The 12,906-nt window shown below is 67.9% G+C and carries 11 protein-coding genes and 1 other RNA gene; 7 read left to right on the top strand and 5 right to left on the bottom strand.

The features are described from left to right. Nucleotides 1-33: 33 nt before the first annotated feature. From A5680_RS13250 to A5680_RS13240, 3 genes are all read right to left on the bottom strand, one after another. Nucleotides 34-1,371 carry a glutamine synthetase family protein gene (locus A5680_RS13250; protein WP_055404002.1) on the bottom strand — a complete coding sequence of 446 codons (1,338 nt, stop codon included), beginning with the start codon at nt 1,369-1,371 and terminating at the stop codon, nt 34-36. Nucleotides 1,372-1,462: 91 nt separating this feature from the next. After that, the gene (locus A5680_RS13245) at nt 1,463-3,013 is read right to left on the bottom strand and encodes an alpha/beta hydrolase (protein WP_156675095.1); all 1,551 of its coding nucleotides are present in this window, start codon (nt 3,011-3,013) and stop codon (nt 1,463-1,465) included. Between the two features lie 106 nt (nt 3,014-3,119). Continuing rightward, complete coding sequence (locus A5680_RS13240) at nt 3,120-4,682, bottom strand: alpha/beta hydrolase (RefSeq protein WP_156349609.1); 1,563 nt, start codon at nt 4,680-4,682, stop codon at nt 3,120-3,122. Nucleotides 4,683-4,884: 202 nt separating this feature from the next. Here A5680_RS13240 and panB point away from each other — a divergent pair, with 202 nt between their 5' ends. The 3 genes from panB (at nt 4,885) to A5680_RS13225 (ending at nt 8,730) form a co-directional block, all read left to right on the top strand. Further along, complete coding sequence (gene panB / locus A5680_RS13235) at nt 4,885-5,724, top strand: 3-methyl-2-oxobutanoate hydroxymethyltransferase (protein ID WP_055404019.1); 840 nt, start codon at nt 4,885-4,887, stop codon at nt 5,722-5,724. Nucleotides 5,725-5,836: 112 nt separating this feature from the next. Then, the gene (locus A5680_RS13230) at nt 5,837-7,018 is read left to right on the top strand and encodes a 1,4-beta-xylanase (protein ID WP_067819979.1); all 1,182 of its coding nucleotides are present in this window, start codon (nt 5,837-5,839) and stop codon (nt 7,016-7,018) included. A gap of 152 nt (nt 7,019-7,170) precedes the next feature. Then, entirely contained in the window at nt 7,171-8,730 is a 1,560-nt protein-coding gene (locus A5680_RS13225) for a CYTH and CHAD domain-containing protein (RefSeq protein WP_067819976.1), read from the top strand. A 6-nt stretch (nt 8,731-8,736) separates the two neighbouring features. Here A5680_RS13225 and rnpB read toward each other — a convergent pair. Further along, an RNA gene (gene rnpB / locus A5680_RS13220) (RNase P RNA component class A) lies at nt 8,737-9,140 on the bottom strand. Between the two features lie 86 nt (nt 9,141-9,226). Between rnpB and A5680_RS13215 the strand changes: the two genes are divergently transcribed. Continuing rightward, a complete protein-coding gene (locus tag A5680_RS13215) occupies nt 9,227-9,937 on the top strand; it encodes a 2OG-Fe(II) oxygenase (protein WP_067820051.1) in 711 nt (236 codons plus the stop codon). A gap of 45 nt (nt 9,938-9,982) precedes the next feature. Then, a complete protein-coding gene (locus A5680_RS13210; RefSeq protein WP_067819973.1) occupies nt 9,983-11,152 on the top strand; it encodes a cytochrome P450 in 1,170 nt (389 codons plus the stop codon). Nucleotides 11,153-11,162: 10 nt separating this feature from the next. Here A5680_RS13210 and A5680_RS13205 read toward each other — a convergent pair whose 3' ends face one another. Next, the gene (locus tag A5680_RS13205; protein WP_067819969.1) at nt 11,163-12,059 is read right to left on the bottom strand and encodes a hypothetical protein; all 897 of its coding nucleotides are present in this window, start codon (nt 12,057-12,059) and stop codon (nt 11,163-11,165) included. Between the two features lie 126 nt (nt 12,060-12,185). Here A5680_RS13205 and tpx point away from each other — a divergent pair, with 126 nt between their 5' ends. Both tpx and A5680_RS13195 read left to right on the top strand, forming a co-directional pair. Then, nucleotides 12,186-12,683 carry a thiol peroxidase gene (gene tpx, locus A5680_RS13200; protein WP_067820047.1) on the top strand — a complete coding sequence of 166 codons (498 nt, stop codon included), beginning with the start codon at nt 12,186-12,188 and terminating at the stop codon, nt 12,681-12,683. Between the two features lie 20 nt (nt 12,684-12,703). Next, the gene (locus A5680_RS13195; RefSeq protein WP_067819966.1) at nt 12,704-12,898 is read left to right on the top strand and encodes a ferredoxin; all 195 of its coding nucleotides are present in this window, start codon (nt 12,704-12,706) and stop codon (nt 12,896-12,898) included. The last annotated feature ends 8 nt before the right edge of the window (nt 12,899-12,906 follow it).

Below are 12,906 nucleotides of genomic sequence, written 5' to 3'. Positions count from 1 at the left end.
CCTGGCGCGCAGGGGAAAGGCGGGCGCCGGGCCCTACAGCGACAGGTAGGTGCTCAGCTCGTAGGGGGTGACGTGGCTGCGGTAGTTGGCCCACTCGGTGCGCTTGTTGCGCAGGAAGAAGTCAAAGACGTGCTCCCCCAAGGTTTCCGCGACGAGCTCGGAGGACTCCATGGCGCGCAGCGCGGCATCCAGGCTCGTCGGCAGCTCGCGGTAGCCCATCGCGATCCGCTCCTCGACGGTCAGGTCCCACACGTTGTCCTCGGCCTGGGGTCCCAGCACGTAGCCCTTCTCCACCCCGCGCAGTCCGGCGGCAAGCAGCACGGCGTACGCCAGGTAGGGGTTGCAGGCCGAGTCGGGGCTGCGCACCTCGATCCGCCGCGACGACGTTTTGTGCGGGGTGTACATCGGCACCCGCACCAGCGCCGAGCGGTTCGCCGCGCCCCACGACGCCGCCGTGGGCGCCTCGCCGCCATGCACTAGCCGCTTGTAGGAGTTGACCCATTGATTGGTGACCGCGCTGATCTCGGAGGCGTGCTCGAGTATCCCGGCGATGAACGACTTGCCCACGTCGGAGAGCTGCAGCGGGTCGTCCGGGCTGTGGAACGCGTTGACGTCGCCCTCGAACAGGCTCATGTGGGTGTGCATGGCCGAGCCCGGATGCTCGGCGAAGGGTTTGGGCATGAACGACGCCCGCGCCCCGTTCTCGATCGCGACTTCCTTGATGACGTAGCGGAAGGTCATCACGTTGTCGGCCATCGACAGCGCGTCGGCGAACCGCAAATCGATCTCCTGCTGGCCGGGCGCGCCCTCGTGGTGGCTGAATTCCACCGAGATGCCCATGAACTCCAGCGCCTCGATCGCGTGCCGACGGAAGTTGGAGGCCGAGTCGTGCACTGCCTGATCGAAATAGCCGGCGGTATCGACGGGAATCGGCCTCGACCCGTCGTCGGGGCCGGGCTTGAGCAGGAAGAACTCAATCTCGGGGTGCACGTAGCAGGAGAAGCCGAGGTCGTTGGCCTTCTGCAGCTGGCGCCGCAACACGTGGCGCGGGTCCGCCCATGACGGCGAGCCGTCCGGCATGGTGATGTCGCAGAACATCCGCGCCGAGTGGTGGTGGCCGGCGGACGCCCACGGCAACACCTGGAAGGTCGACGGGTCGGGGTTGGCCACGGTGTCGGATTCCGAGACGCGGGCGAAGCCCTCGATCGATGATCCGTCGAAGCCGATGCCTTCCTCGAAGGCGCCCTCGAGTTCGGCCGGGGCGATGGCCACCGATTTGAGCGTGCCGAGCACGTCGGTGAACCACAGCCGAACGAAACGGATATCCCGTTCCTCCAGGGTGCGGAGGACGAATTCCTTCTGGCGATCCATAACCGAAACAGTAGGCAACGGCTGTTAATTCTGTGTTACCGATGCGCGCTCGGAACAATTGCGAACATTGCAAACAGGCTGCTCAGTACCGTCAGGACTGGCACCGGTAGGACGGCGGCGGCAACGTCCCCGCGACGAGATAACGCGTCACAGCGCCGTCCACACACTGGTCGCCGTTGAACACCGCGGTGTGTTGGGTCCCGTCGTAGGTGATCAGCGGGCCGCCCAGTTGGCGGGCCAGGTTGACGCCGGCCTGATATGGGGTGGCCGGATCGTGCGTGGTGGAGACGACGACGACCTTGCCCGGCGCCGCCGGCGAGGCCGCGTGCGGCGTCGACGTCGCCGGCACCGGCCACAGCGCGCACAGGTCGCGGGGGGCGTCCCCGGTGAACTGCCCGTAGCTGAGGAACGGGGCCGCCTGGCGGATGCGCCGATCCGCCGACACCCAGCTCGCCGAATCCTTCGGCGTGGGCGCGTCGACGCACCGGATCGCGTTGAACGCATCCTGATCGTTGGTGTAGTGCCCGCCGCGGTCGCGGCCCTCATAGTCGTCGGCGAGCAGCAACAGGTCACCCGCGTCGGTGCCGCGCTGCAGCCCGAGCAGGCCGCTGGTCAGGTACTTCCAGTGCGCCGGGGTGTACAGCGCGTTGATGGTGCCGGTGGTCGCGTCGGCGTAACTCAGGCCGCGGGAGTCCGACGTGTGGCCCGGCTTGGCGACCAACGGGTCGACGAGGGCGTGATAGCGGTTGACGAACTGGGCCGGGTCGGTGCCCAGCGGGCAGCCCGGTGAGCGGGCGCAGTCGGTGGCGTAGTCGTTGAAAGCGGTTTGGAATCCCGCCATCTGCTGCACGTTCTCGTCGACCGGGCCGACGGTCGGGTCGATCGCGCCGTCGAGCACCATCGTCCGGACGTGGGCGCCGAACTTCTCCAGGTAGGCGGTCCCCAGCTCGGTGCCGTAGCTGTAGCCGAGGTAGTTGATCTGATCGTCGCCCAGCGCCTGGCGGACCATGTCCATGTCGCGGGCCACCGACGCGGTGCCGACGTTGGCCAGGAACCCGGTGCCCATCCGGGTCACGCACTGCTGGGCCAGCTGCTCATAAAGCTGTTCGATGTGCGCCACGCCGGCCGGGCTGTAGTCGACCATCGGCTCGCGACGGTAGGCGTCGAACTCGGCGTCGGTGCGGCAGCGCAGCGCCGGGGTGGAATGCCCCACCCCTCGCGGGTCGAAGCCGACGAGGTCGAAGTTGCGCCGGATGGGCGTGTTCTCCAGATCCGACGCCATCCCGGCCACCATGTCGACCGCGGACCCGCCCGGGCCGCCCGGATTGACCAACAGCGAGCCGATTCGCTGGCCGGTCGCCGGCACGCGGATCACCGCCAGCTTGGCCTGCCCTGCGCCGGGATTGTCGTAGTCGACCGGAACGGACACCGTGGTGCACTGCGCGGTGGGGACATCGCTTGTGTCCGTGACGAATTGACCGCAGCTTCCCCATGGCTGCGGCGTGGCCACCGACGCCTTCGGCGCCGGGGTCTGCCCGGCGTCGGGTTCGGGGGTGGCGCCGGCCACCGCCGATTGCCCCACCACCAACGCGAATGACAGCAGCGCCGAGCTCAAGGACCCCAGGCGCGACATGGCTGTCATCGTGTCAGCCGCGGGTACCCGAAGCGGCGCGAAACGATTACGCCTTGGTCTCGTCTGCGGAGCACCGGCGCGTTGCGTTGCGCTCGGCGTCAGAGGTGTACCCGCACTAGCACTTTGCGCCGCTTGGCGGTGTGGCGCCGCCGACCAGGTATGCCGTGACGTAGTTGTCGATGCAGCCGTCGCCCTGGAACACGACCGTGTGCTGGGTCCCGTCGTAGGTGAGCAACGAGCTGCGCAGCTGGTTGGCCAGATCCACCCCGGCCTTGTACGGGGTCGCCGGGTCGTGGGTGGTCGAGACCACCACGGTCGGCGCCAGGCCGGGCGCGGAGATGGGGTGCGGCTTGCTCGTCGGCGGCACCGGCCAGAAGGCGCAGGTGCCCAGCGGCGCGTCGCCGGTGAACTGGCCGTAGCTCATGAACGGCGCGATCTCCCGCGAGCGCCGGTCTTCGTCAATCACCTTGGCGCGGTCGGTGATCGGCGGCTGGTCGACGCAGTTGATGGCGACCCGCGCGTCGGTGGCGTTGGTGTAGTGGCCGTGCGCGTCGCGGCGCATGTACATGTCGGCCAGCGCCAGCAGGGTGTCGCCCCGGTGGTCGGCCAGCTCGCCCAGCCCGTCGCTCAGGTGATGCCACAACGTCGGCGAGTACAGCGCCATGATCGTGCCGACGATGGCGTCGCTATAGCTCAGTCCCCGTGGGTCGTTCGTGGGGGCCGGCCTGCCGAGCATCGGGTTGTTGGGATCGACCAGCGGGTCGACCAGGCTGTGGTAGACGTCGACGGCCTTGGCCGGGTCGGTGCCCAGCGGGCAGGTCGGTTTCTTCGCGCAGTCGGTGGCGAAGTCGTTGAACGCGTCCTGGAAACCCTTGGCCTGGCGCAGGTCTGCCTCGATCGGATCGGCGTTGGGGTCGACGGCGCCGTCGAGGATCATCGCCCGCACCTTGTCCGGGTAGGCCTCCGCGTAGGCGGAGCCGATCCGGGTGCCGTAGGAGTAGCCGAGGTAGGTCAGCTTGTCGTCGCCCAGCGCCGCACGGATCGAGTCCAGATCCTTGGCGACGTTGACCGTGCCGACGTTGGCCAGAAAGTTCTTGCCCATCTTGTCGACGCAGCGGCCGACGAACTGCTTGGTCTCGTCCTCGATGTGCGCCACGCCCGCCGGGGTGTAGTCGACGTTGGGCTCGGTGCGCAGCCGGTCGTTGTCGGCGTCGGAGTTGCACCAGACCGCAGGCCGCGACGACCCCACGCCGCGTGGATCGAAGCCCACCAGATCGAACCGCTCGCGGACCCGCTTGGGCAGCGACTGCACCACCCCCAGCGCGGCCTCGATGCCCGACTCCCCGGGACCGCCCGGGTTGATCACCAGCGAGCCGATCTTGTCGCCGGTGGCCGGGAACCGGATCATCGCCAGCGTCGCGACGTCGCCGTCGCGGTGGTCGTAGTCCACCGGCACCGCCAGCTTGCCGCACAGCGCCCCGGGGGGAATCTTGGCCTTCGGGTTCGACGACTTGCACGGTGTCCATTCGACGGCCTGCCCCAGCTTGGGTTCGGCCAGTAGGGCGCGCCCGCCGACGACGCGAACGCAGCCCGCGAGCAGCAGCGCCACGGCAGCAAACGCCGTCCCAACCAGCAGCGTGCGCGCAACCTTGTCGCGGGAAGACAGACCCATGCCCACATATGCTGCCAGAGCCAAGCTGAGATTCTCATGAGCGGCACCACCGGCCCGCCGGCGGGCGACGGCGGTCGGGCCCGCATGTATGGCACACATCACAGCGACGGTGCAACCGCACAGCAGAGATGGCAGAATGGCACCGTCAGACGAACCCGGGGACCCAGCGAGGCCACGAGGATCGACCCGACCACCACTAGGGACAATGATGTCTGAGCAGAACGTTTATGGTGCAGGCACGTCGGAGCAGCCGCTCCCCAAAATCCGCACCCATCACCTGCAGAAGATGAAGGCCGAAGGCCACAAGTGGGCCATGCTCACGGCCTACGACTTCTCCACCGCCCGCATCTTCGACGAGGCGGGCATTCCGGTCCTGCTGGTCGGCGACTCGGCCGCCAACGTCGTCTACGGCTACGACACCACGGTGCCCGTCTCGATCGACGAGATGATCCCGTTGGTGCGCGGCGTGGTGCGGGGCGCCCGGCACGCCCTGGTCGTCGCGGACCTGCCGTTCGGCAGCTACGAGGCCGGACCCGCCGCGGCCCTGGCGTCGGCCACCCGGTTCATGAAGGAGGGCGGGGCACACGCCGTCAAGCTCGAGGGCGGCGAGCGGGTCGCGGAGCAGATCGCCTGCCTGACCGCGGCCGGCATCCCGGTGATGGCGCACATCGGCTTCACGCCGCAGAGCGTCAACAGCCTCGGCGGGTTCCGGGTGCAGGGGCGCGGTGACGCCGCGGAACAGACCGTGCACGACGCGATCGCGGTCGCCGAGGCCGGGGCGTTCTCCGTCGTCATGGAGATGGTGCCGGCCGAACTGGCCACGCAGATCACCGGCAAGCTGACCATCCCGACCATCGGCATCGGCGCCGGCCCCAACTGCGACGGCCAGGTCCTGGTCTGGCAGGACATGGCCGGCGTCAGCAGCGGCAAGGCCGCGCGCTTCGTCAAGCGGTTCGCCGACGTCGGCGACCAACTGCGCCGGGCCGCCACCCAATACGCGCAAGAGGTGGCCGAGGGCACCTTCCCCGCCGACGAGCACTGCTTCTGACGTAATCCCCCAAACCGCCAAACCCGTTGTGTGGCAGGCGCGTACGATTGCTCTTGGATAGCTTCTCAAGAGCGAAGGTGAACACATCGACCGGGGGATTTGTGGTGACTTCGTGCACCGCCGAAGCGTGCTGAAGTTACCGCTATTGCTGGCAGGAGGCACGGCACTGGCCCGAGCACCTCGCGCGGCCGCGCAGCCCGCGCCTGGCACCTCGCCGCAGGCAAGCCGCTGGTCACCCGAGCGCGCCAACCGGTGGTATCAGGCTCAGGGCTGGCCGGTCGGGGCGAACTACATCACGTCGAACGCGATCAACCAGCTGGAGATGTTTCAGCCCGACACTTTCGACCCGCGACGCATCGACACCGAACTGGGCTGGGCGCGCGCCAACGGGCTCAACGCGGTGCGGGTCTTCCTGCACGACCTGTTGTGGGCGCAGGACCAACGGGGGTTTCAGGTCCGCCTCGCCCAGTTCGTCGACATCGCGGCGCGCCACGACATCAAGCCGCTGTTCGTGTTGTTCGACTCCTGCTGGGATCCCAGTCCCGAGGCCGGCCCGCAGCGCGCCCCCACCCCGGGCGTGCACAACTCCGGTTGGGTCCAGAGCCCGGGCGCGCAGCGCCTCGACGACCGCGGCTACCTGAACACGCTGCGGGCCTACGTCACCGGGGTGCTGACCCAATTCCGCACCGACGACCGCGTTTTGGGCTGGGACCTGTGGAACGAGCCGGACAATCCGTCGAAGTACTACCGCTCCGTCGAGCGGGGCGACAAGCTCGACCTGGTCGTCGACCTGCTTCCCCAGGTGTTCGGCTGGGCCCGCACGGTCGATCCGTCCCAGCCGTTGACGAGCGCGGTCTGGGACGGCGAGTGGGCCGACCCCGGTCGTCGCAGCGCGATCAGCGGCATCCAGCTGGACAACTCCGACGTGATCACGTTCCACTCCTACGCCGCGCCGCCGGAGTTCGAGGGGCGCATCGCCGAGCTCGCACCCCTCGGGCGCCCCATCCTGTGCACCGAATACATGGCCCGTCCGTTGGGCAGCACCGTCCAGGGCGTGCTGCCCATCGCGAAGCGCTACAACGTCGGTGCGTTCAACTGGGGGCTGGTCGCCGGGAAAACCCAGACCTTCTTCCCGTGGGACTCATGGGAGCACCCATATCCCGCCTTGCCCGACGAGTGGTTCCACGACCTGCTCGCCCCCGACGGGCGGCCGTTCCGCGAGCCCGAGACTCAGACGATTCGCGAGCTGAGCGGGCTGGCAATGCATCTGCACGACGCGCCGCCCCCCGGCTGAGCTACTGGCACCGATTCTCCGAAATCGATCAACGGCTGGCGAATGCCCTCCAGGTCGGAGTGCGGTAACCGGGATGTGGCAGGCTATGGGAGCCCATCACCACCGTTCCCGACGTTCAAGGCCGCGGCGACGCGCCCGCAACGGAGCCGAAAATGCCTGCTAAAGCGCCGCAAACCTCGCGCCATTTAGAGGTGGAGCGCAAGTTCGACGTCGGCGAGTCCACCGTGTCGCCTTCGTTCGAAGGCATCGCAGCGGTGGCGCATGTCGACAAGTCGCCGACTCAGACGTTGGACGCGACGTACTTCGACACCCCGGCACAGGACCTGGCCCGCAACAAGATCACCCTGCGCCGCCGCACCGGTGGTGCCGACGCGGGGTGGCACCTGAAGCTGCCCGCCGGACCCGAGGTCCGCACCGAAGTGCGGGCACCGCTGGACGCCTCCGGCCCGGACAACCCCGACACCGTGCCGGAAGAACTGGTGGACGTCGTGCTGGCGATCGTCCGCGACCGCCCGCTGGAGCCGGTCGCGCGCATCACCACACGACGCGAAAGCCAGGTGTTGTACGCCGCGGACGGCACCCCGCTGGCGGAGTTCTGCAACGACCACGTCACCGCGTGGTCGGCCCAGACCTCCGATGACGCCGACCTGGAGCCCACCCAGCAGGAGTGGCGCGAATGGGAATTGGAGCTCATCGAGTCAAGCGGGGCGTCCAACGGCGCCCCCGACACCGACCTGTTGAACCGCCTGGGTAACCGGCTGCTCGACGCCGGCGCCGCACCCGCCGGTCACGCCTCCAAGCTCGCGCGGGTGCTCGGCACCCCGCCACGGCCCAACGGCGATCAGACCGCCGAGCACCCGCTGCAGCGCGCGGTGGCCGAGCAGATCCGCGAACTGTTGGTGTGGGATCGCGCCGTGCGAGCCGACGCGTTCGATTCCATTCACCAGATGCGGGTCACCACTCGCAAGCTGCGCAGCCTGCTACGCGACTACGAGGAAACGTTCGGACTGCCCGACACCTGGGTCCTCGACGAACTCCGCGAACTGGCCGGCATCCTCGGCATCGCCCGCGACGCCGAGGTGCTTGCGGAGCGTTACGAGCGTGAATTGGACGGGCTGGCACCGGATTTGGTGCGCGGACCGGTGCGCGAGCGGCTGGTCGGGGGCGCGCAGCGCCGGTATCAGACCGGGCTGCGCCGGTCGCTGATGGCGATGCGAACGCAGCGCTACTTCCGGCTGCTCGACGCCCTCGAGGCGATCGCCGCGCAACCCCCCGGCGCCGCCTCGGGCGAGGAACACGCGCCGGTCACCATCGACGCCGCCTACAAGAAGGTCCGCAAGGCGGCCAAGGCCGCCAGGGCGGTCGCCGAGGTGGACCCGGAGCAGCCGGACGACCAACACCACCGCGACGAGGCGCTCCACCGAATCCGCAAGCGGGCCAAGCGGCTTCGCTACACCGCGGCGGCCACCGGCGCCGACAGGGTCGCCGAGCAGTCGAAGGCCGTCCAGTCGCTGCTCGGTGACCACCAGGACAGCGTGGTCAGCCGCGAGCACCTGCGCCACGAGTCCGAGGCCGCGCACGCCGACGGCGAGGACACCTTCACCTACGGCCTGCTGTACCAACAGGAGGCCGACCTGGCCGAGCGGTGCGCTCAGCAGCTCGACGACGCGTTGCGCAAACTCGCCAAGGCGGTGCGCAAGGCCCGGCGCTGAGCGGGGCGGACGAGTCGGCCTGTAAGCCGGATTCTGTTCCCCGCTGCCGCGGCATGAGCAACGGCGGCGGGGTGGCGACCATCCATCTGGACACACCGTCGCCGGGTGCCTCAAGCGGCCTACCCGCAGGCTCGGGCGAGCAACCCTCGAGCGCCTGCGCGGCCACACCTTTCGGTGCGGCCTTCTTGGCCTTGCTTCGGGTGGGGTTTGCCTAGCCACCCCGGTCACCCGGGGTGCTGGTGCGCTCTTACCGCACCGTTTCACCCTTACCACCGCGAGGGTGGCGGTCTGTTTTCTGTGGCACTGTCCCGCGAGTCACCTCGGATTGCCGTTAGCAATCACCCTGCTCTGTGAAGTCCGGACTTTCCTCGAACCGCCTTGCGGCGGTCCGCGGCCGCCCGGCCAACTCGTCCGCGAGGATTCACGCTACTACTTGCGCGAGGCCGGGGCCAGCAACTATCGGCCGGCGGCTCGGCGCGGCCCTATCGTGAACCTGATGGACCGATGGCAAAAGCGCGTCGACTCCGCCGACTGGGACACCGTCACCGGCGCGCTCGACGAATACGGCGGGGCTCTGCTGCCGCGGCTGATCACCAACAGTGAGGCGGCCCGGCTGCGCGGCCTATATAGCGACGACAGCCTGTTCCGCTCGACCGTCGACATGGCGCCCAAGCGGTACGGCGCGGGGCAGTATCGCTACTTCCACGCCCCCTACCCCGACCCGATCGAGGAACTCAAGCAGGCGCTGTATCCCCGGCTGTTGCCGATTGCCCGCGACTGGTGGGGCAAGCTGCGCCGCGACCCACCCTGGCCGGATAGCCTCGACGATTGGCTGGCGACCTGCCACGCGGCCGGCCAGCGCAGGTCCACCGCACTCATGCTCAGGTACGGCCCGGGCGACTGGAACGCCCTGCATCGAGACCTGTACGGCGACTTGGTGTTTCCGCTACAGGTGGTGATCAACCTGAGCGAGCCCGAAACCGACTACACCGGCGGCGAATTCCTGCTCGTCGAACAGCGGCTGCGCGCGCAATCCCGCGGCATGGCAACGCAATTGCCCCAGGGGCACGGCTTCGTGTTCACCACGCGGGAGCGGCCGGTGGCCTCGCGCCGCGGTTGGTCCGCGGCGCCGGTGCGTCACGGGGTGTCGGTCGTGCGCTCGGGCGAGCGCTACGCGATGGGCCTGATCTTCCACGACGCGGCCTGAGGCTAGGCCATTGCCCAACGCGCACGTTGGTGCCAGTCTGACCAGATGACAGAAACCGAAGGGTTCGTCGACCAAACGGTCACGGGTCTCGCGGAGCCACAGCCGATGTACAAGGCGTTGCGCGAATCGAGCCCGGTGTTCCGGTCGCCGCAGGCGGTCGTGCTGAGCCGCCTGGCCGACATCGAGATGGCGCTCAAGCACACCGAGCTGTTCTCGTCGAACATGGACGCCGTCGATCTCGGCAACGTGCGGCCGCTGATCCCGCTACAGATCGACCCGCCGGAGCACGCCAAATACCGCCGCATCCTCGACCCGCTGTTCACGCCGCGGGAGATGGCGCGGCGCGAGCCGCGCGTCACCGAGTTGGTGAACGAGATGATCGACCGCTTCGCCGACCGGGGCGAATGCGACTTCCACGCCGAGTTCGCGGTGCCGCTGCCGTGCACCGTCTTCCTGCAGCTGCTCGGGTTGCCGCTGGAAGATCTCGACAAGTTCCTGGAATGGAAGGACGGCGTCATCCGCCCGGAGGGCGATTCGGGCTTCGACCGCCGCCACGAGAGCTCCGCCGGGGTGGCGCAACAGATCTACGACTACTTCGACCGCGCGATAGACGACCACATCGCCAGCCCCCGCGACGACGTGCTGTCGGCCATGATCGCCGCCGACATCGCCGGGCAACCGCTGTCGCGGGAGGAGTTGCTCGACATCTGCTTCCTGTTCCTGATCGCCGGCCTGGACACGGTGACCGACTCGCTCGACTGTTTCTTCGTGTACCTGGCGCGCCATCCCGAGCACCGTCACCAGCTCGTCGAGCAACCCGACGTGCTGCCCAGCGCCATCGAGGAGTTGTTGCGTTGGGAGACACCGGTTCCCGGCGTGGCGCGGGTGGCCATCCAGGACGTCGAGGTGGGCGGCTGCCCCATCAGCAAGGGCGAACGCGTCAGCCCGTTGCTGGGCGCGGCCAACACCGACCCGGCCGAGTTCCCCGATCCGGAGCTGGTGGACTTCACCCGCAACCCGAACCGGCACCGCGCGTTCGGCGGCGGTCCCCACCGATGCCTCGGCTCGCATCTGGCCCGCATGGAACTGCGGGTGGCGTTGCGCGAATTTCACCGGCGCATACCGGATTACGAGATCAAACCGGGCACCCAGCTGAGCTACACCGCCGCGCTGCGTTCGGTGGAGTCGCTGCCGCTGATCTTCCCGGTGCCTTAGGTCGTGCGGCTCAGACCTTGACGGCCCGCGAGGCTCGGCGCTCCTGACCCGGCATCGTGGGCATTCCGTTTCCCCGCCCGGAAGCCGAGAAGTGTCGCAGCGGAACTTCGTCGCTATCGCGCATCGAGCCCGAAATGAGGTACTCGGGTCGCGGCTCCGGCTCCGGCAGGAAGTCGCGGCGGTAAGCGTCGAGCCGGTCGACAATCAACAAATAGTCGAAAATGTGTCGGCTGAGAATCGACAGGTCGGACTTGCCGAGCTGGTCGGCCTTGAACAATGGGTAGACGAACTCGAACGCCCGGAAATAGCCCTGGCTTTCGATGTCGTTCACCAGGCAGATCACTTCCGAGGCGACGAACGACGACAGATCGAGAATCTCCCGATTCACTTGGCGGGCGCGGTCCATGTGAAAGTGAATCGCATCCAACACCGGGGTGTGCGCCGCGGGGCTGGCCGACGCAATCAGCATGTTGGTGGGCGTTTGCGGTCCGATCTTGCTGCACGTCTCCTGAACGTTCGCCAACGAATTCTCTCGATGACTGTCGAAGCCGGCCGCTTGGTGCAAGGTGCCCATGAGATTGGTCGCCTCGCCAACGACGCGAGCGATCAGCGGCTCCAGGTTCTTGTAGATGTTTTGGCGATCGCGCCGCAGCGGCAGCCGGACTACCAGCAGGTAGAAGATGAATGCCTCCACGTAGCCGTTGGCGAGGTGGAAACCGACGGCGCCGAGTCGCTCACCACCCGGGAAGATTTCCGGAGTGTTGGCCAGGAGAACGTGCTGGGCAAGGCAATAGGCCAGGGCGATGCATGCCAGCGCCCAGAGCGATCGGTTGAGTGTGCGTTCGAACGGGCTGAGATACGTGAGCTGAGTCGCTCGTCGCCAGCGGCGTTTGATTGCATCGCGCATGCGGCGATTATCGCCCAATTAGGCCGCCCTGGACTCGAATTTTGCCTGCTTCCTTTTTCGGCCCCCGGTGCCGGTTAATTCGGCGACATCGGGACCTGACTCGGGCGGGCCTGGCACACTATGCGCATGGCACAGATAACCTTGAATGGAAACCCGATAAACACCGTCGGCGAGCTGCCTGCCATCGGATCCAAAGCCCCGGCCTTCAACTTGATCGGCTCCGACTTGTGGGTGATCAGTGCCGAGCAGTTTCTCGGCAAGCCCTTGGTGCTGAACATTTTTCCGTCCGTCGATATCGCGGTTTGCGCGACGACCGTGCGGACCTTCAACGAGCGCGCCGCGGGAACCGGCGTGTCCGTGGTGTGCGTGTCAAAGGACCTGCCGTTCGCGTTTCAACGATTCTGCAGCGCCGAGGGCATCGACAACGTCAGGACGGCCTCGGCCTTCCGGGACAGCTTCGGCGAGGACTACGGCGTCACGATCACCGACGGCCCGATGGCGGGGCTTCTTGCCCGCGCCGTCGTGGTGATCGACGCCGACGGCAACGTCGCGTACACCGAATTGGTGCCAGAACTCGACGACGAGCCCAACTACGACAGCGCCCTGGCCATGCTGGTGGGCTGAGTGCAGGAGGAGCACCGCTGATGACCCGCATTCTCATCGACGCCGACCGGTGCACCGGCCACGGGCGCTGCTACACGCTGGCCCCGGATGTGTTCGACGCCGACGAGGTGGGCCACTCGGTCGTGCTCGTCCCCGACGTCTCCGGTGACCTCGAGGCGCAGGCCGTCACCGCCGAGCAGAATTGCCCCGAGGGCGCCATCACCCTGGTTCGCTGACGCGGGCC

This window comes from Mycobacterium sp. E2989 (assembly GCF_001667595.1).
Taxonomy (GTDB): Bacteria; Actinomycetota; Actinomycetes; order Mycobacteriales; family Mycobacteriaceae; genus Mycobacterium.
Note: the sequence above shows the minus strand (reverse complement) of the source record. Positions and strands in the feature narration are given on the sequence as shown.